The sequence below is a fragment of the Phaeovibrio sulfidiphilus genome (assembly GCF_014861485.1).
GTDB classification, from domain to species: Bacteria; Pseudomonadota; Alphaproteobacteria; order Rhodospirillales; family Rhodospirillaceae; genus Phaeovibrio; species Phaeovibrio sulfidiphilus.
On record NZ_JACZHT010000001.1, the window covers coordinates 65379 to 82825 of the forward strand.

The window sequence follows — 17447 nt, forward strand, 5'->3', positions numbered from 1 at the left end:
TCGGGCCATACCGGAAGGCCGGCCCGCAGCCCGGGATCAGGACGCCGCCGGGCTGTACCGGAAAGGGGCCGCCGCCATGGATCAGGACGCCGCCGGGCCGTCGGGAGGCGTGTCCGCCGGACGGTCCGCCCCGGCGGATGAAGGGCTGTCCCCGGCCAAACCGTCCTCAACGCCCGGGGCCACAAGGGCTCCCCGGTCATCAAGGCATCCCAGGGGGAAGAACGATTCGCAGCTCCACACGCCGAAGCACACGCTTCCATTGTCGGAGCGGTGCTCGACGCCCCGGGTGCTGAGCGCATCAAACACGTGGGGAAGAAGGCGCGCCTCAAGACCGGCACGGACCGTCACATAGCAGCGGGTGCTGCCCCCCGGATCGGCGGCGCTCCCGTCCGGATCAAACACGACCCGGACCGGGTGATCCGCGTCGATGGTGGTGATCTCGTCCAGGTTGGTCCGTATGGACAGGGCCTGGTCGGGCCCGCAGCATCCGGCAATGAAAAGTTCCTCGCCCACGAAGGGCGCATCCTGGACCAGCACGGGCACCTCGCCCGAGGGCAGGTCCAGGCTGTAGGAGCCCCTCGGATCCCGATCCAGCATGCCCCCAAGGAAACTCACCAGCTCCGGCTGGCTGACCGGCCGCCCGTTGCAGAACCAGGATCCGTCCCTGGCGATTTCAAGGCGTCCACCGTTCCTCGCATCTTGTAGCGGACCGAACGATGCGTCATCCTGTAGGGCGAAGGGCCCGCCGATGGCGTCGTCGTTTGCGGCCTCCCGCTCCCTATCAAACCGGCGCCGGCTCATGGCGTTGCCTCTCCCGTCCCGGTCGTCAGTCCAGAGGTATTCCCGATCATGACACCCACATCCTCCTATTCGAGCCAGCCCCCCGACCTTCAAGAGGTAGACCGTCTTATCGCCCAAATCAAGGAGGTGCGCCACGCCGTGGGCGAGGTGATTTTCGGCCAGGACCAGGTCGTGGAGGATGTGCTTGTCACGCTCCTGTCCGGAGGACACGCGCTTCTGGTGGGGCTTCCGGGTCTTGCGAAAACCCGTCTGGCGCACACCCTGGGGACCGTGTTCGGGCTGGACAACAAGCGGGTCCAGTTCACGCCGGACCTGATGCCCTCGGACATCCTGGGCTCGGAAGTGCTCGAGGAGGGCAGCGACGGCACCCGCCGGTTCCGCTTCCTCGAGGGGCCGGTCTTCTGCCAGCTTCTTCTTGCGGACGAGATCAACCGGGCCAGCCCCCGCACCCAGTCCGCCCTTCTCCAGGCCATGCAGGAGCACAACGTCTCCGTGGCCGGGCAGTCCCTGCCGCTGCCCTCGCCGTTTCATGTCCTGGCCACCCAGAACCCCATCGAGCAGGAGGGCACCTATCCCCTGCCCGAGGCCCAGCTGGACCGTTTCCTGCTCCAGATCAACGTGGACTACCCGGACGAGGCCGCCGAGCGGGCCATCCTCGCGACCACCACCGGCGCACACGACGTGAGCCCCCGGCCCGTCATGACCGCCCGGGAGCTGATGGTTGCCCAGCAGCTGGTGCGCCGCATGCCCATCGGGGACAGCATCATTGATGCCATCTTGCGCCTTGTGCGCTCGGGACGGCCCCAGACCACCTCCCTTCCCGAGGTCCGGGACCTGGTGTCCTGGGGACCGGGACCGCGCGCCTCGCAGGCCCTGGCGCTGGCGGTTCGGGCCCGCGCCCTCCTCGAGGGCCGCTCCGCGCCCACCCACCAGGATGTGGCGGTGCTGGCGCCGGCGGTGCTGCGCCACCGCATGGCCCTGACGTTCTCGGCGCGGGCGGACGGGGTCTCCCTGGACACGGTCATTGACCGCCTGATCGGGCTCCTTTCGTGAAAGACGCCGCCACGCCGCGCCCGTCCCTGAACCGGGCGGAACGGGAGGCGGAACGGCTTCCGCCCCTTCTGGTCGCCGCCGAACGGATTGCCGCCTCGGTCACCCTGGGCTTCCACGGCCGCCGCATGGCGGGGCCGGGGGAGGACTTCTGGCAGTTCCGCCCCTACCAGGCCGGAGACCCGACCCGCCGCATCGACTGGCGGCGCTCGGCCCGGGCCGACCAGATCTATCTGCGCGAGCAGGAGCGCGATTCCGCCCAGAGCCTCTGGTTCGGGTGCGACCAGAGCGCGTCCATGGACTACCGCTCGGCCCGGACGCTGCCCCACAAGCGCACGCGGGCCCTCGAGCTCTGCCTTGCGCTGGCCAGCATGGCCGTGCGCGCGGGGGAACGCATCGCCATCGCCGGGCGGGACAGCCGGGCCGCCCACGGCCGGGGCGCCCTTGTCGGCATGGCCCGGGTGCTGGGCTCGGATCCGCCGCCGTCCCTGGAGAAGGCTCTGGGGGCGCCGGTTCCGGCCCACTCCCTTGTTGTGTTTTTCGGCGACTTCCTGGACCCCCTGGACCAGGTGCGCAGTGCCATCCGCCGCCTGGCCGACGCCGGGGTCAAGGGCCACCTGGTGCAGGTTCTGGACCCTGCGGAACTGGCCCTGCCCTTCAGCGGACGCATCCGCTTCGAGGGGCCGGAGGGCGAGGCCCCGGTCCTGATCGACCATGTGGAGGCGCTGCGCGACCGGTATCTCCACCGGATCGAGGCCCACCTGGACGCGCTCGACACCATCGTGAGGCGGCACGGCTGGGGCTGTCACCGCCACTGCACGGACCAGCCCGCACAGCTGGCCCTGCGAGACCTGTACCTGGCGCTGGGCACCGGCCCGGCCCGTGCTTCCGGCGGGTGAGCCATGGCCCTTCCCGACCTTCCGGCCTTTGCCACCCCCTGGGCCTTTGCCGCCCTGGCCGCTCTCCCGCTCCTGTGGTGGCTTCTGCGAGCCACGCCCCCGGCTCCGCGGCGGGTGCCCTTCCCGGCCATCCGCTTCCTGACCGGGCTTGAGTCTCCGCGCAAGACCCCCGCCCGCTCGCCCTGGTGGCTCTTGCTGCTGCGCCTGGTCACCGTGACCCTGGCGGTCATCGGGCTGGCCGGGCCGTTCCTTGCGCCTGCTGATCCGGACCTGCCCCCCGACGGAAACGGAAAGAGCCCCCTTCTTCTGGTGATCGACAACGGCTGGGCGTCGGGCGTGTCCTGGAAGGCCATGCAGGACTGCGCCCTCGACCTGCTGGACGAGGCACAGCGCAACCGCCGTCCCGTCCTGCTGCTCACCACGGCGGCCAGCGCCACTCCCCCGGTGCTGTCCTGGAGGGACGCGGGCGCTGTCCGGGCCGAGGTTCAGGCCATGGTCCCCCGCCCCTGGCCCACGGACAGGAAAACCGCCCTCGAGCACCTGGAGGCCCTGCCGGGCGATGCCACCGGGGCCCCGGGGCAGGCCGTGTGGATCCATGACACCCTGGCCTCGCCGGACCCGGAGGCCACACGAAACCTGGCCCGGGCCCTGAACCGGCGGGCAGCCCTGACGGTGCGCGCCCCCGAGACCGGCAGCGTGTTCGTGGTGGAGGAACCGGTCCCGGCCCCTCCCTACCTGGAAACCGCCGTAAGGCGCTCCCCCGGGGGGGCGTCTGTTGAGCTCCCCCTGCAGCTCCGCCTGCTGGACGCACAGGGGCGGGTCATGGACCGGGTCGAGGCCCGCTTCGGACCCACGGACACCCGCGTGCCCGTGCGCTTCCGGCCGCCCCAGCCGGGCCCCGCCTCCCAGGCCCACCCCGCTTCCCAGGCCCACGCAACCGCAGCCGGCGCAGCCCCCGCACCGGAGAGCGCGCCCGTGCGCAGCCGCTCCTCCCTCGAGCTGGCGGACGGGACCGGAGCCCCCCTCCCCGGCGCGGGAACCCGGGTTCTGATGAACGACCCGGAAACCTTCCCCGAGGTGGGCCTGCTCACGGGAGAGGCTGCGAGCGCAAACCGCGAGCCCGTGCCGCTTCTGGACCCCTTCTATTACGTGGAGAAGGCCCTGGACACCCGGGCCGGGATCCTGGCCGCCCCCCTTGCGGATCTTCTGCGTCGCGGGGTCACGCACATCGTGACTGCCGACCTGGCTCCCCTTGATGCGGCCCGGGAAAGCGCTCTGGCCACCTGGGTGGAAAACGGCGGCGTCCTGATCCGCTTTGCCTCGCCCCGGTCCACTGACCGCACCGACGCCCTGCTGCCCGTCACCCTGCGGGACGGGGACCGCTCCCTGGGCGGCGCCCTCAGCTGGAGCGATCCGGCCCGCCTGGCGCCGTTCCCGCCGGACAGCCCCTTTGCCGGCCTCGCCATCCCGGCGGATGTGACCGTCACCACCCAGGTGCTGGCCACGCCCCAGCCCGGTCTGGAGAACCGCACCTGGGCCTACCTGGAGGACGGCACCCCCCTTGTCACCGCCGCGAGCCGGGGCGCGGGACAGATTGTCCTGTTCCACGTCACCCCCACGCCGGACTGGTCCAGCCTGCCCCTGTCCCTCCTGTTTGAACGGATGCTGGAGAGGCTCCTGACCCTGGGCAGCGGAACCGCCGGGACCGGGACCGAGCCCGGTCAGGACGCCCGGCCCCTGCCCGCCTGGCGGGTTCTCGACGGGCTCGGGCGCCTGGTTCCGCCCCTGCCCCAGGACCGCCCCCTGCCGCCCGATCCGGCCGAACCGGTGCGGGTGGGCCCCGAGCAGCCCCCCGGCTACTATGGCAGCGAGAAGCACGCGGTGCCCCTGAACATCGCCCCGGGGGTCGACCGGCTGCTCAGCACCGGGGACTGGCCCGAGGGCACCTCGCTTCGTCCCCTGTCCGGGCAGGCCAAAACCCGGGATCTGGGCGGACCGGTTCTGGCCCTGGCCTTCGTGCTTCTGCTGGTGGACTTTGTCCTGTCCCTGGTGCTGCGGGGGCTGGGCGGATTGCGGATGCGTGAACGATGAAAGGCCCCGGACCCATGCTCCCCCTGTCCCTGCCCCTGTGCCAGAGCCCCCACCACGCTGCCTGCGCCGGGCACCCGCCGGCCGGGCCCCGGACGCGCTCCCCGCGTCCCCGTAACGCCGTGCGAACCGCGGCGGGCACGGTCCTTCGCACCCTGGCGGCGGGGCTGCTGGCCTGTGCCCTGGGCCTGGGTGCAGCCCACCACCCTGCCCTGGCCGCCGACCCCGGCACGGGGGCCCCGCCCCTGTCCGTCTCCGAGAAGGACCGGGAGGCGGCGCTTCAGCCCCGTTTGGCCTATGTGCTGTCGGGGAGCGCCAGCGCGGACCATGTCTCCGAGACCGGCCTGACCCGCCTGACCGACGTTCTGGCCCTGCGCACCAGCGCGAAGATGGCGCCCCCCGTGGCCCTGGACCCGGAGAGGGATGACCCGCTCCTGTTTCCGGTGGTCTACTGGCCCGTGAGCGCGGCCATCGCCCCCCTGTCCCCGGAGGCCGCCGGGCGCTTCAACCGCTACATGAAGGCCGGAGGCCTTCTGGTGATCGACCTGGGAGACGGCAGCCGCCCCACGGACGACCTGCTGGCCGGGCTCGACATCCCGCCCCTGAAGCCCATGGACCCCACCCACGTCCTGGCACGCAGCTTCTATCTGCTGTCGCGCACCCCCGGACGCCTGGACACCGCAGTCGCCTGGGTCGCCACCACGGGCCTGGACAACGACGGGGTCTCGCCCGTGGTGGTCGGCCCCAATGACTGGGCGGGCGCCTGGGCCGTGGACGGCAGCGGCGCGCCCCTGTTCCAGGCCTTTCCCGGAGGCGAGGGCCAGCGCGAACAGGCGTTCCGCTTTGGCATCAATCTGGTGATGTATGCCCTTGCCGGCAGCTACAAGGGGGACCAGGTGCACTCGGAAGCCATTTTGGACAAGCTGGAGAACAGGAAATGACCGCCGCCGGCTCCCTGGTGTTCGCCCCCCTGGTGCCCTGGCCCGCCCTGTGGACCCTTGCGGCGCTTGCGGCCGTCGTGCTGGTGTTTGCGCTGGTGCGCCGGGCCCGGGGCGCCCTTCTTCGCGCCCTTGCCTTCCTGGGCCTTCTGGCGGTACTCGCCGGCCCCCGCTGGGCCACCGAGACCCAGGATCCCCTGTCGGACGTGGCGCTGCTGGTGATTGACGAGTCGGCCTCGATCCGGCTGGCCGGACGGGCGGAGCGGACCGGGCAGGCCGCCACCGACCTGGAACGCACCCTGAAAGCCCAGCCCAACCTGGAAACCCGGATCGTGCGCGTGTCCGATGCGGGCGCTGCGGGCACCGTGCTGGCGGACGCGCTGGACAGCGGCTTTGCGGACGTGCCCGTGGAGCGCCGCGCCGGTGTCCTGATCCTGACGGACGGCCAGATCCACGACGCTCCCGAGATCCGCCCGCCGGGGGCTCCGGTTCATGTGCTCCTGACCGGGCACGAGAAGGAAACGGACCGGCGGATTGCGGTCCTCGAGGCCCCGCGCTTCGGCATGACGGGATCAAAGGCCGACGTGCGCATCCGCATCGAGGATCCGACCCTGAAGGACGGCACGCCCCTGAGCGTCACCCTGCGCCGGGACGGGGAGCCGGATGTCCCCCTCTCCGTGCCCGCCAACCGGGAGACCGCCGTTCCCGTCCCCCTGACCCGCCCGGGTCCGAACATCGTGGAGCTGTCCGTGGCTGAGCGCAGCGGCGAGATCGCCGCCGTGAACAACCGGGTCGCCATCAGTATCAACGGCGTGCGGGACCGGCTGCGGGTGCTCCTGATTTCCGGCAAGCCCCACATGGGCGAGCGGGTGTGGCGCAACTCCCTGAAGGCGGATCCGGCGGTGGACCTGATCCACTTCACAATCCTGCGCTCGCCCTGGTCCCGGGATCCGACCTCCGCCAGCGAGCTGTCCCTGATCCCCTTCCCCATCAACGAGCTGTTCGAGGAGAAAATCGGCAGCTTCGACCTGATCCTTCTGGACCGGTTCTCCGCCGCCGACCTGGTGCCGGAGCAGTACCTGGAGAACGTGGCGAAAGCCGTGGAGAACGGGGCCGCCCTGCTGCTGAGCGCGGGCCCCGAGTTCAACGAGCCCGGAGGCCTGGGGGCCGGCCCGCTTGCGCGCATTGTGCCCGCCTCGGCCACGGGGCGCACCTTTGATGATGCCTTCCGCCCGAGCCTGACCGCAGCCGGCGTCCGGCACCCGGTCACCGCCGCCCTGGAACCTGCCAGAAGCGGAAGCGGAAACGGAAGCGGAAACGGCACCAACCCCGGGTCATCGGGAGCCCCCGCCGGTGCCGGAACCGGCGCGGCAGCCTCGGGCGCATCCGCGCCGGACACGCCGCTCACCCCCGACTGGGGCCCCTGGCTGCGCCAGGTCGAGATGGTGGCGCCCACAGGCACGGTGGTCATGGGCGGCGTGAACGACCTGCCCCTGCTGATCCTGTCCCGGGTTGGAAAGGGCCGTGTGGCGGTCCTGACCAGCGACACCCTGTGGCTCTGGGCCAAGGGCTGGCAGGGCGGCGGCCCCCAGGGCGAGCTTCTGCGCCGCCTGGCCCACTGGACCATGGGAGAGCCGGACCTGGAGGAGGAGGCCCTGACCCTCCAGACCAAGCACAACCGTCTGGTGGTCACCCGCCGGACCATGGGCCAGCCGGACCCGGTTGTGACCGTTACCGGACCGGAGGGGCCTCCGAAAACCCTTGTCCTCAGCCCCCAGCGCCCGGGCCTGTCCATGGCGGACATGGCCGTGGGCCTGCCCGGCGTCTACCGGGCGCAGATCCCCGGCGGCCCGGAGGCCCTTGCCGTGTCCGGCCCGCCGAACCCGCCCGAGACCACACACCTTGTGGCCACCGCCCGGCCCCTGTCGGACCTGGCGCAGGCCACCGGCGGCTCGGTGCGCTTCCTGGGGGATGGCCCGGTGCCGGAGATCCGGCGGGTGGCCCCGGGCAGCGGAGCCTCGGGGCGCGGCTGGGTCGGACTGAGGGCCAACGGGGCCCATGTGGTCACCGGCCTGTCCCTGGACACGGCCCTGCCCGTCTGGGCTGCACTGCTTCTTGTGCCGGGTCTCGCGGCCCTGGCCTGGTGGCGGGAAGGCTCGGGAGCACAAGTGCTGGGCCGGCTGCGAAAAATTTTTTCGCCGGACAGGTGAAACCGGCTCCGGCGATCCCTATAAAGGCGGAGAGCTGATTTTTCCCGTCCCTGGCGACGCAAAAAAAGCGGCTCCACAACTGATGTTGTGTTATTAGTTAAGGATAACTTCAAGGAGATCGTCCCATGCGTGTTCCCAACGTTGTGTTCAAGACCCGTGTCCGCAATCCGTCTCTGCCCGGGGACAACCCGTTCGAGTGGAAGGATCTGTCCACCAGCGAGATCTTTGACGGCAAGAAGATCGTCCTTTTCGCCCTCCCGGGCGCCTTCACCCCGACCTGCTCGAGCACCCACCTGCCGGGCTACGAGGCCCACTACGACGAGTTCCGGGCCCTTGGTGTCGACCAGGTGATCTGCCTGTCCGTCAACGACGCGTTCGTCATGTTCCAGTGGGGCAAGCACCTGGGCACCGAGAAGGTGTTCCTCCTGCCGGACGGCAACGGCGAGTTCACCCGCGGCATGGGCATGGAAGTGGACAAGTCGAACCTCGGCTTCGGTCCCCGTTCCTGGCGCTACTCCATGTTCGTGGACGACGGCAATGTGGTGAAGGTGTTCACCGAGCCGGGCAAGGAAGACAACTGCCCGACCGACCCGTTCGAGACCTCGGACGCGGTGACCATGCTCAAGTGGCTGAAGGGTCACCTGGGCAAGTAAGTCCGCACCCGACACACACGTGTGCGTACATTTCAGGCGGAGTCCCCCGGGACTCCGCTTTTTTTGCGGGCCGGCTCCGCCCTTGCCTTGTCTGGATGCCCCCCGTCGGGTATACAGGGCGTGCGCTTCGGGCGCGCCCCCGGTTCTGCGGGGCCTTTTTCGCCCGTTTTCATGGCTCTCTCGGCCCTATTAGTCCTCTTCCAGACCGATCGAGTCCCCACGTTCCAGTCTTCCGGAGTCCCCGTTCATGGATAAAATCCGTCTTGTCGGCGGCACGGCGCTCAGGGGTGAAGTCCCCATCAGCGGAGCGAAGAACGCAGCCCTGGCCCTCATGCCGGCCTGCCTGCTGACGGATGCGCCTCTCCGGCTGTCGAACGTGCCCCGGCTGGCGGACACCCGCACCATGACCGCGCTTCTGGACCACATGGGCGTCCAGGTCGGACAGGAAGACGCCTCCACCCTGGTGCTGAACGCCGCGGGCGTGAAGGACACCACGGCTCCCTACGACCTGGTGCGGCAGATGCGGGCCTCGGTCCTGGTGCTGGGCCCCCTGGTGGCCCGCTACGGTCAGGCCCGGGTCTCCCTTCCCGGCGGCTGCGCCATCGGCGCGCGCCCCGTGGACCTGCACCTTCGGGCGCTCGAGGCCATGGGCGTGGAGATCGAGCTCAACGAGGGCTACATCAACGCCCGCTCCGCCGGACGCCTGCGCGGCGCCCGGTTCGCCTTCCCCAAGGTGACCGTGGGCGGAACCGAGAACGCCCTGATGGCCGCCGTCCTGGCCGACGGCGAGACCGTCCTGGAAAACGCCGCCCGGGAGCCGGAAATCGAGGATCTGGGCCAGTGCCTCAAGGCCATGGGCGCCAAAATCGAGGGGCTGGGCACCGGCACCCTGGTGATCGAGGGGGTCGAGCGGCTCCACGGCGCCGAGCACAGCGTCCTGCCGGACCGCATCGAGACCGGCACCTTTGCCGTTGCCGCCGCCATCACCCGCGGGCGCGTGACCCTGACCAACACCCGCGCCGACCTGATCGATTCCGTGATCGACCACCTGCGCCGGGCGGGCGTGGAGGTCACCGTCTCCGACGGCGCCCTGGTGGTGGACGCCACCCGGAACGACCTGCAGGGCGTGGACATCCAGACCGAGCCCTTCCCCGGCTTCCCCACCGACATGCAGGCCCAGTGGATGGCCCTGATGTGCACCGCCGACGGGGCCTCGCTGATTACCGAGAGCATTTTTGAAAACCGTTTCATGCACGTGCCCGAACTCCTGCGCATGGGGGCGAACATCAACGTCCACAGCGCGTCGGCCATTGTCCGGGGTGTCCCCAAGCTCCTGGGCGCGCCGGTCATGGCAACGGACCTGCGGGCCTCGTCGTCCCTGGTCCTGGCCGGACTTGTGGCCAAGGGGGAAACCACCGTGCGACGGATCTATCACCTGGACCGCGGCTATGAGCGCCTCGAGGAAAAGCTCCTGGCCTGCGGCGCCCATATCGAGCGCCTGGCCGGAACCGGCGCCGAGGCCGCGGAATAGACAGCGGCAGGAACTGCGGAGACCGTGTTGACCCTTCTGCCCATATATGTCGGTGTTGGCGTCCGCTCGTCGTGTTCGGCCGAGGAGCTCGCCCAGCTTGTGCGCGAGGCCCTGTCCAGTCTTGGCGTCGGCTTCCAGGTGCAGGGCGTGGCCACCCTCGAGGGCAAGGCCGCCCATCCCGCCATCAGCGTGCTCGCCTACACGCTGGGCGTCCCCACCTTCGGCTACGAGGCCGGACGGCTGGACGAGGAGAGCCCCCGCCTGGCCCACCCCAGCGACCGGGTCGAGGCCCTCATCAGCATCGCCGGCGTGGCCGAAGCGGCCGCCCTTGCCGTCGCGGGCCCGGACGCCCGCCTTGTCGTCCCCAAAATGACGAGCCGGAACGCCACCTGCGCGCTGGCAACCCCGGCCAGGAGCCCCTCAAGGGAATGACTGTCCATTTTATCGGTGCCGGTCCCGGCGCCCCCGACCTGATCACCGTGCGTGGCCTGAACCTGATCCGCCGCGCCCCGGTCCTGCTGTACGCCGGGAGCCTGGTGCCGGAGGCGGTCATCGCCGAAGCCCCCCGGGACGCGGAGATCACCGACACCACCTCCCTCACCCTGGACGAGATCATCGACGTCATCCGCCGTGCCCACGAGCGCGGGCTGGATGTGGCCCGTGTCCACTCCGGCGATGTGTCGATCTACTCCGCCATGGCCGAGCAGTGCCGGCGCCTCCAGGCCCTGGGGATCCCCTACGAGATCTGTCCGGGCGTGCCCTCGTTCGCCGCCGCCGCCGCCCGCCTGGGGCTGGAGCTGACCCTGCCCGAGGTCTCCCAGTCGGTGGTTCTGACCCGCACCGCCGTGCGCTCCACCCGCATGCCGGCGACCGAGGATCTGGAGACCTTTGCCCGCTCCCGGGCGGTCATGGCCATCCACCTGTCCGTCGGGAACCTGGACGCGGTCGTGGCAAAGCTGGTGCCCCACTACGGGGCCGACTGCCCCGTGGCCGTGGTCTTCCGCGCCACCTGGCCGGACGAACTGATCCTGCGCGGCACCCTGGAGACCATCCGCACGCAGGTCCAGGAGGCGGGCCTTGTGCGCACCGCCCTGATCCTTGTGGGACAGGCCCTGGCCCCGGAGGGCTTCGCCGAGAGCCACCTCTACGACCCGAACCGCTGCCGCTGCGAATCCGGTCCCCCTCCCGCGCGGAACCCCACGTGAGCGCACCCGCTCCGGAGGCCATTCCCTTCATGAGCGTGTCCACAGAAAAAACACGGAAATTTCGTAGAAAAAGCGAGGGCAGCCGGCGACCTCTGAGGTAAACTTCAGGGGTCTCTGACCGGCTCCCTGCGCAACCGGGCCCGGACGACTGACAACACCCGAACACACAGGCAAAACCGTCGGTTCCGGCCCGCTTTCCGGCCCCCGACCGCGAACTGCCCTGACAAGGACTCCGGTGCCATGAACGCTTTCCCCGTCTCCCGCCTTGACGTTCCCACAACACTGCTGGCCGGCATGTCGGTGGTCACCTGTCTGGAGCGAACCTCCGTGGACTGCCCCGCCCTGTGGCAGAGTTTCGGCCCGCGCATCGTGGAGTTGCCCCCTCCGCCGGCCGGAGCCTCGGGCGCCTATGGCATCAGCGTCATGCTGACTGACACCACATTCGAGTACCGGGCCGCAGTCGAAACCGGCCCGGTGGGCTCACTGCCGGAGGGCCTGGCGCCCTTCACGCTCCCGGGCGGACTGTATGCACAGTGCACGGTCCCCCACCTGGGCGCCCTCCAGGACGCCTACCGGTTCCTGTTCGAGACCTGGCTTCCGGCGCAGGAGGACTGCCGCTACAACCCCGACGCCCCCACGTTCGAGCGGTATCCCCCGGACTGGCGCCTGGAAAGCCCGTTCACAATCCACGCCGGCCTCCTGCTGCGCTGACGCTCCTGTCGGGCGGACGGAGCGGCTCGCACCCTCGCCGGACCCGACACCCAAAAGCGCCCGCCCCCCTTGCCCCATCGCCCCCACCGGACCGGCAGCACCCCCGGCACGCCGGCACAAAAAAAGCCGGGCAACGCGCGCCCGGCTTTCCGTATATCAGGCTGGGTGGTCCAGCATCAGGCGGCCCAGGTGGACCCCTCGACCCCGTAATAGAAGCCGTTTGCGGGTTCCCGGTCGCCCAGCATGCCCAGAAGGGTCTGCTCGGCGGTGGCGGCATCCGTGCGGCCATCCAGCAGATCCCGGTAGACCCGGGCGACCGCATTCATGTCCATGTTCATGGGGGACAGGCGCAGGCGCCCCACACCCATGTCCCGCAGGGCCTGGACCTCCGAGACCAGCAGCGTGACCGCATGGCCCTGGGTCTGGAGCCCGTTGAGGGTCAGGAAGTTCTGGCCGTCCAGGGTGCGCACGGCCATGCCCTCCGGATCCCGGTCACAGACGTACTGGCAGGAGTCCTTGGTGAAGCCGTAGGCCCTCGCGTGGTGACAGCGGGCGGAAATCGCAAGCGGCGCCTTGCCGAAGACCTCGATTTCCACCACAACACCCAGATCGTTGGCGCGCCGGGCCATGACCTCGATGCCCTTGCGGTTCACCTCCCAGGGCAGGCAGAAGGACACGGCACCGCGCTCGGCCAGAGCCTCCAGCGTGCCGGGGTTGTAGACGTTCATGTGCGGGCCCACGAAGTGGGGGCGACCGGCCAGGGTGCGCAGCGCCCCGGCGTCGTTTGCCTCGACCAGCAGATCCTCGACCTCGCAGAGGTCCGTGACCTGGCGACGCTCGGACTCGTTGGTGGCCAGCGACAGGGCGCTGTAGACGACCTTGCGCCCGGCCTTTTCCAGGGTCTCGGCAGCATCGGCCATCACAGCGGCGGCCACCGGGATCCGCTTGGCGCACACGGTCTCGCCAATATAGACGATATCGAAGGCCTCTTCCGTCGCAGCGGCGGAATAGAGAGCCTCCCGGGCCGGATTCTGCCAGTTGTACGTCAGAGGCCCAAGAGCGATTTCAACACGGCTCATTGCATCAACTTTCCCGGTAAAACTAGCGCCAGTCGCGCCGGTAGGCACCCTCGGTGTGGCCAAGACCCTCCATCAGGTGGGTCGTGCCCGAACTGCGGCTTGCATCGGTTTTGCCGTCGATGGCGTCACGCAGCGAGCGCACAACCTGGGCCACGTAGGCCTTGCCTCTCTGGCGGCCCTCGACCTTGACAGCCTTCACACCGGCCTTGCGCAGATCCCCCAGAATGGTGGTGGCATCAAGGCTCATGGGATCCTCGAAGAGGTGACCCGTGCGGGCATCCGAGCTGAACCGGCCCTTGCACAGGGTCGGGTAGCCGGCGGTTTCCCCGGCGTCGAAGCGGTTGATGGTGAAGTCGCCCAGCAGGGACACCATCACATCGCCGTCCTGCTCGTAGCGCACATGGCTCGCGGGGGAGCACACGCCGTCCTTGTTGGGCGAGAGACCCGTGGCGTAGGACGACAGGGAGCACCGCCCCTCGGCCATGACGCACAGGCCGCCAAACACGAAGACCTCGGTTTCCACCGGAGTGACGGCAGCGGTGAGCTCGGCAATCTCGGGGACACTCATGACCCGCGGCAGCACCACGCGGCGCACGCCGTAGGCCTCGTGATAGAACTTGACCGCCTCCGGGTTCGAGGCCGACGCCTGAACCGACAGGTGAAGGGGAAGATCCGGGTGGGTTTTCGCCGCGTAGGACACGAGACCGATATCACAGGCGATAATGCCGCCCGCCTTCAGGTCCGCCGCGCAGTCGACAGCGCGCTTCCAGATGGCGTCGTCCTCGGCGTCCGCGTAGGTGTTGATCGCAATCAAGGGCTTGACCCCGTGCTTGCGACAGGTCTCCACGGCGCGGGCGGCCTCCTCCTCGTTGAAGTTCAGGCCCGGGAAGTTGCGCGCGTTGGTCCGGTTGCGGAACCCGAAGTAAATGGTGTGCGCACCGGCATCAATGGCGGTCTGGAGAGCCGCCGGAGTGCCCGCGGGACACACAAGCTCCATGGGGTGATCGGGATCCAGGGGGGCGCCGGAAGCGGTTCCCTGCGTGGAGGCGCCCGACGTATGAACGGCGTTATCCATTTGCAAGCTCCTTGCGCGAAACGACCTTTGCCCGGCGCGGTCCGGTCCCGGCGCTCTCGAGACGTTTCAGTCTCGTGTTGAGCCGGGCAATCTCGGAGCGGACCGGAGACAGGAGAAGCTCCTGCATCTTGGCCAGATCGCGGGAAAAACGGTCGTGAACGGGCTCGAGGCGCCGCGTCGAGACTTCCAGAGCCCGGATGAACGGGCGCGGAAGGTCGTTTTTCAGCGTATGAAGGTTGAGACCCGTGTCCTCGATCGCGTAACGGAAGGCCATGACCAGGCCCGTGTCACCCTCGATATGAAGAGCGCGGGAGAAGAAGGCTCCGTCCCCGTCCGGCCCGTCCTCGGCGGCCATCAGTTTCAGGAGAACCTCCGGGGTCGCCGTGACCCTCGCCGTCGGAACGCTGTCCTCGGGACGCTCCAGCGTGATGGAGACCGATCCCGGGCCCTGCTCGCCCACGTGCAGGTCAAAGCACAGGGGCCAGCCCACCGGGCGGATGGAGAGGATGCCCGTCTGGTCGCACAGACGGTTGGACAGGGGACCGGACCAGGTCGCGACCCATCGGCGGAACACGGGCGCAGCCAGGCGCCTCATGAACGAAAGCGGGATGGGGCGGGCCAACTGGCCAGCAAGAATAAGAGGGGTCAGACCGGACGCATCGGCCATCGTGTCGTCCTCCGTAGGGGGGCGCAACGCAGCGCCCGAACTCTGGCTGAGGGTGATTAACGTGTTCTAAAGCATGCCTGAGAGGTTCACGCAAGGGATAATGCCAGGGAAAAACCTCCACCGATTGCATTCCGGAAAACTGACTCGAAACATAGGTCACACCGGACATTCATAAAAGGCTGAAAGCAAAAAATCACGGCACCGCCATGATCCCTGCCCGCCGGTTCCCGCGCCGTCCCGGACCCGGTGCGCACCGGACACGGACACGACCGCATCCCGGCGCGGCGCGGAAAAGGACCACCGGAGTCCACCGGAGCCGGGGGTGCGACCAGCCGGACCGCATCCGGCCGGAACCCGGAGGGACCGTCCGTCCACAGCCGCGCACACGGCCATGCGCCGCCCCGGGTGACCTGCGGGCGGATTCTGTCTAAAGGGACAGGGTGGCGAAATTACGGCCCAAAACCGGTTGCGCGGCACGGTGGACTGCACCTGACGTGCGGCGCCTGCAGGACGGAACGCAAGCAGGAAGGGGGCGCGCCCGGGGGACAAACCGTCATCCGGACCCCACCGCGCCTGGGGGACGAACCGGCCTCCGGAACCCCAGCGCACCGGGGGATGAGACGGGCTCACGGCACGGTGACGGGCTGGCGGCAAGGCGGGCGCACGGCTGCCCGGCGCCGGGACGGGCTCGCGCTCACGAGGCGAAACCTGCCCGACGTGGCGTTCATCACTATAACGTGGCCTGCATCGGCACGACACAGCGCGATGGCGACGCCTGCACCAGCACCTTTCTCAAACCGCCACGGCACGGGGCCCGGACCCGTTGCCGAAAATCCGCCAAGAGGCGACGGCCCGGACCCCGAGCGATACCGTGCCCGCCTGACCGGCGCCCTCATGCGGCCCCTGCCGGGCCTTTTTTACTGGATACCCGGGCCGGATCTTGTTTTGATCGTCTCCGGTCCTGTCCTGCGGGCCCCATACGGGCGCCACATCCGCCAGGATCCAACCCGACTCTTGAAAGGAAAGGCCGACCCATGCGCCCTGCCCGTCTCCTGTCCCTTGCGGCTGCGATGCTCCTGCTGGCCGGATGCGTCACGCCCTCGTCCGGGGCCTCCTACACGCTTTCGGGCACCGCGACTCCGTATCCGGCCCCCCGCACGGAGATTCGCCCCCTTGTGGTCGCGCCGGTGGGGGCCCGGTCCCCCTATGACAGCCCGAACCTGGTCTACTTCGAGAACGGGTACGGCCCCCTGGTTTATGCGGACCGTTTTTGGTCCAGACCCCTTCCGTACCAGGTCCGTTCCCTTGTGACGGCGTATCTGGCCTCCAGCGGGCTTTTCAGCCAGGTTCACGAGGGCGACAGCGGCGCCCCGGGCGAGCTGGTCCTGAGCACCACAATCCTGCGTTTTGACCGGATCTTGAACAAGAACTACACGCCGGCGGTCCAGGTGGAGGTCTCCTATTCCCTTTACAACCCGGCGATGGACACGGTTCTTCTGAGCGGAACGTATTCGGAAATCCAGCCCGTTCACGGCAAGACCTTCGAGGACACGATCCAGGGGCTTTCCCACGCCTTGGGTACTACATTAAGACGTTTTGCGGCGGATTGTGCGGCCCGCTAGCGCCCCGCCCCACCCGCCTGGCCCTGCAAAGCGAAAGAGTGTTCACGGAAAACCCTGTCTCCCGGGTTGCAATCGTTGTGCCTGACGACGAACGCTCTTGTTTTTGTGGTCGTTTCAGGTAAAAACAGTGGTGTTCGTTTCGGATCTGAAGAGACGCGCGGTCCCGTCCCAGTGCGTGCTTCCAGGCACGCCGGCACCGGCCGGCCTCGGCAGACGTTCCGGCGCATTCGCGACCCCTCGGGAGTTTTTGAAAAATGAAGAAAATTGCTTTTGTCGCTGTCGCCTCCGCCCTCCTGCTGTCCGCCTGTTCCAGCACGGGTGCCTCGGGCTCGTCGTCGGGCTCCGACGGTCGCGGCCTCGCGGCTCCGGGATCCGTCCAGGAGTTCCAGCAGGTTGCCGGCGACACGGTCCTGTTCGGCTACGACCAGTCCAACCTTGACGAGACCGCCCGTGCCACCCTCCAGGCCCAGGCCCGCTGGCTGACCCAGTACTCCCAGTACGGCACGGTCGTCGAGGGTCACGCTGACGAGCGCGGCACCCGCGAGTACAACCTTGCGCTCGGCGAGCGTCGTGCGAACGCCGTTCGTGACTACCTCATCGGCCAGGGCATTGCCTCCAACCGGATTCGCGTGATCTCCTACGGCAAGGAGCGCCCGGTCTGCGTGGAAGCCACCGAGAGCTGCTACCACCTCAATCGTCGTGGCGTGACCGTGCCGCAGTAAGCGGATCCGGAGACGCTGTCGATAACGCCGCTTCCAGCACCCCGGAAGCGGCGTTTTTCTATCCGGGTTCCGCCCGGCAATAAAATATCCGGGTCCGCCTGGCAGAAGCACCCGGGCCTGCCCGGCAGGACCACCCGGCCCCACCCGGCCGGAACAGGGGGCGGCACCGATCCCGGGTTGCCGGATGCCCCGGAAC

The 17447-nt window shown here is 69.1% G+C and carries 16 protein-coding genes; 12 read left to right on the top strand and 4 right to left on the bottom strand.

Features of this window, described 5'->3' with window-relative positions; all coding sequences use genetic code 11:
• Window positions 1–81: 81 nt before the first annotated feature.
• The gene (locus IHV25_RS00275) at window positions 82–801 is read right to left on the bottom strand and encodes a DUF1285 domain-containing protein (RefSeq protein WP_192532980.1); all 720 of its coding nucleotides are present in this window, start codon (window positions 799–801) and stop codon (window positions 82–84) included.
• Between the two features lie 48 nt (window positions 802–849).
• Here IHV25_RS00275 and IHV25_RS00280 point away from each other — a divergent pair, with 48 nt between their 5' ends.
• The 10 genes from IHV25_RS00280 (at window position 850) to IHV25_RS00325 (ending at window position 12086) form a co-directional block, all read left to right on the top strand.
• Entirely contained in the window at window positions 850–1854 is a 1005-nt protein-coding gene (locus IHV25_RS00280) for an AAA family ATPase (protein ID WP_192532981.1), read from the top strand.
• Window positions 1851–2750, top strand: coding sequence for a DUF58 domain-containing protein (locus IHV25_RS00285; protein WP_192532982.1), 900 nt, complete (start codon window positions 1851–1853; stop codon window positions 2748–2750). The genes IHV25_RS00280 and IHV25_RS00285 overlap by 4 nt, the downstream gene beginning before the upstream one ends.
• 3 nt (window positions 2751–2753) lie before the next feature.
• On the top strand, window positions 2754–4841 hold the full coding sequence (locus IHV25_RS00290) for a BatA domain-containing protein (protein WP_192532983.1): 2088 nt from the start codon (window positions 2754–2756) through the stop codon (window positions 4839–4841).
• On the top strand, window positions 4838–5779 hold the full coding sequence (locus tag IHV25_RS00295) for a DUF4159 domain-containing protein (RefSeq protein WP_192532984.1): 942 nt from the start codon (window positions 4838–4840) through the stop codon (window positions 5777–5779). Before IHV25_RS00290 ends, IHV25_RS00295 begins: the two co-directional genes overlap by 4 nt.
• Window positions 5776–7986, top strand: coding sequence for a hypothetical protein (locus IHV25_RS00300; RefSeq protein ID WP_192532985.1), 2211 nt, complete (start codon window positions 5776–5778; stop codon window positions 7984–7986). Before IHV25_RS00295 ends, IHV25_RS00300 begins: the two co-directional genes overlap by 4 nt.
• Before the next feature lie 125 nt (window positions 7987–8111).
• Complete coding sequence (locus IHV25_RS00305) at window positions 8112–8639, top strand: peroxiredoxin (RefSeq protein ID WP_192532986.1); 528 nt, start codon at window positions 8112–8114, stop codon at window positions 8637–8639.
• Window positions 8640–8886: 247 nt separating this feature from the next.
• A complete protein-coding gene (gene murA, locus IHV25_RS00310; protein ID WP_192532987.1) occupies window positions 8887–10170 on the top strand; it encodes a UDP-N-acetylglucosamine 1-carboxyvinyltransferase in 1284 nt (427 codons plus the stop codon).
• Window positions 10171–10197: 27 nt separating this feature from the next.
• Window positions 10198–10602, top strand: coding sequence for a cobalamin biosynthesis protein (locus IHV25_RS00315; RefSeq protein WP_192532988.1), 405 nt, complete (start codon window positions 10198–10200; stop codon window positions 10600–10602).
• Window positions 10599–11375, top strand: coding sequence for a precorrin-4 C(11)-methyltransferase (cobM, locus tag IHV25_RS00320; protein WP_192532989.1), 777 nt, complete (start codon window positions 10599–10601; stop codon window positions 11373–11375). Before IHV25_RS00315 ends, cobM begins: the two co-directional genes overlap by 4 nt.
• Window positions 11376–11615: 240 nt before the next feature.
• Window positions 11616–12086: a GyrI-like domain-containing protein gene (locus IHV25_RS00325; RefSeq protein WP_192532990.1), complete on the top strand. Its 471-nt coding sequence runs from the start codon at window positions 11616–11618 to the stop codon at window positions 12084–12086.
• A 176-nt stretch (window positions 12087–12262) separates the two neighbouring features.
• Here the strand turns inward: IHV25_RS00325 and ubiV are convergent, their stop codons facing one another.
• From ubiV to IHV25_RS00340, 3 genes are all read right to left on the bottom strand, one after another.
• Window positions 12263–13165 (bottom strand): ubiquinone anaerobic biosynthesis protein UbiV, encoded by a 903-nt coding sequence (gene ubiV / locus IHV25_RS00330; RefSeq protein ID WP_192532991.1) that lies wholly within the window; start codon window positions 13163–13165, stop codon window positions 12263–12265.
• Window positions 13166–13187: 22 nt separating this feature from the next.
• A complete protein-coding gene (gene ubiU / locus IHV25_RS00335) occupies window positions 13188–14162 on the bottom strand; it encodes a ubiquinone anaerobic biosynthesis protein UbiU (protein WP_192533543.1) in 975 nt (324 codons plus the stop codon).
• A 70-nt stretch (window positions 14163–14232) separates the two neighbouring features.
• Entirely contained in the window at window positions 14233–14907 is a 675-nt protein-coding gene (locus tag IHV25_RS00340) for an SCP2 sterol-binding domain-containing protein (RefSeq protein ID WP_192532992.1), read from the bottom strand.
• 1034 nt (window positions 14908–15941) lie between these two features.
• On the opposite strand from IHV25_RS00340, the gene IHV25_RS00345 reads away from it, so the two are divergent.
• Together IHV25_RS00345 and pal are read left to right on the top strand one after the other, a co-directional pair.
• Window positions 15942–16529, top strand: coding sequence for an ABC-type transport auxiliary lipoprotein family protein (locus tag IHV25_RS00345; protein WP_192532993.1), 588 nt, complete (start codon window positions 15942–15944; stop codon window positions 16527–16529).
• Window positions 16530–16783: 254 nt separating this feature from the next.
• On the top strand, window positions 16784–17251 hold the full coding sequence (gene pal, locus IHV25_RS00350) for a peptidoglycan-associated lipoprotein Pal (protein WP_192532994.1): 468 nt from the start codon (window positions 16784–16786) through the stop codon (window positions 17249–17251).
• Window positions 17252–17447: the final 196 nt, after the last annotated feature.

What these genes read in the sequence shown, in the direction of transcription:
- IHV25_RS00305 (WP_192532986.1), top strand. Translation starts at nt 8,112, where the DNA reads ATGCGTGTTCCCAACGTTGTGTTCAAGACCCGTGTCCGCAATCCGTCT.
- pal (WP_192532994.1), top strand. Translation starts at nt 16,784, where the DNA reads ATGAAGAAAATTGCTTTTGTCGCTGTCGCCTCCGCCCTCCTGCTGTCC.
- IHV25_RS00340 (WP_192532992.1), bottom strand. Translation starts at nt 14,907, where the DNA reads ATGGCCGATGCGTCCGGTCTGACCCCTCTTATTCTTGCTGGCCAGTTG.
- ubiU (WP_192533543.1), bottom strand. Translation starts at nt 14,162, where the DNA reads ATGGAGCTTGTGTGTCCCGCGGGCACTCCGGCGGCTCTCCAGACCGCC.
- IHV25_RS00280 (WP_192532981.1), top strand. Translation starts at nt 850, where the DNA reads ATGACACCCACATCCTCCTATTCGAGCCAGCCCCCCGACCTTCAAGAG.
- ubiV (WP_192532991.1), bottom strand. Translation starts at nt 13,165, where the DNA reads ATGAGCCGTGTTGAAATCGCTCTTGGGCCTCTGACGTACAACTGGCAG.
- IHV25_RS00290 (WP_192532983.1), top strand. Translation starts at nt 2,754, where the DNA reads ATGGCCCTTCCCGACCTTCCGGCCTTTGCCACCCCCTGGGCCTTTGCC.
- murA (WP_192532987.1), top strand. Translation starts at nt 8,887, where the DNA reads ATGGATAAAATCCGTCTTGTCGGCGGCACGGCGCTCAGGGGTGAAGTC.
- IHV25_RS00325 (WP_192532990.1), top strand. Translation starts at nt 11,616, where the DNA reads ATGAACGCTTTCCCCGTCTCCCGCCTTGACGTTCCCACAACACTGCTG.
- IHV25_RS00345 (WP_192532993.1), top strand. Translation starts at nt 15,942, where the DNA reads ATGCGCCCTGCCCGTCTCCTGTCCCTTGCGGCTGCGATGCTCCTGCTG.
- IHV25_RS00275 (WP_192532980.1), bottom strand. Translation starts at nt 801, where the DNA reads ATGAGCCGGCGCCGGTTTGATAGGGAGCGGGAGGCCGCAAACGACGAC.
- cobM (WP_192532989.1), top strand. Translation starts at nt 10,599, where the DNA reads ATGACTGTCCATTTTATCGGTGCCGGTCCCGGCGCCCCCGACCTGATC.
- IHV25_RS00295 (WP_192532984.1), top strand. Translation starts at nt 4,838, where the DNA reads ATGAAAGGCCCCGGACCCATGCTCCCCCTGTCCCTGCCCCTGTGCCAG.
- IHV25_RS00300 (WP_192532985.1), top strand. Translation starts at nt 5,776, where the DNA reads ATGACCGCCGCCGGCTCCCTGGTGTTCGCCCCCCTGGTGCCCTGGCCC.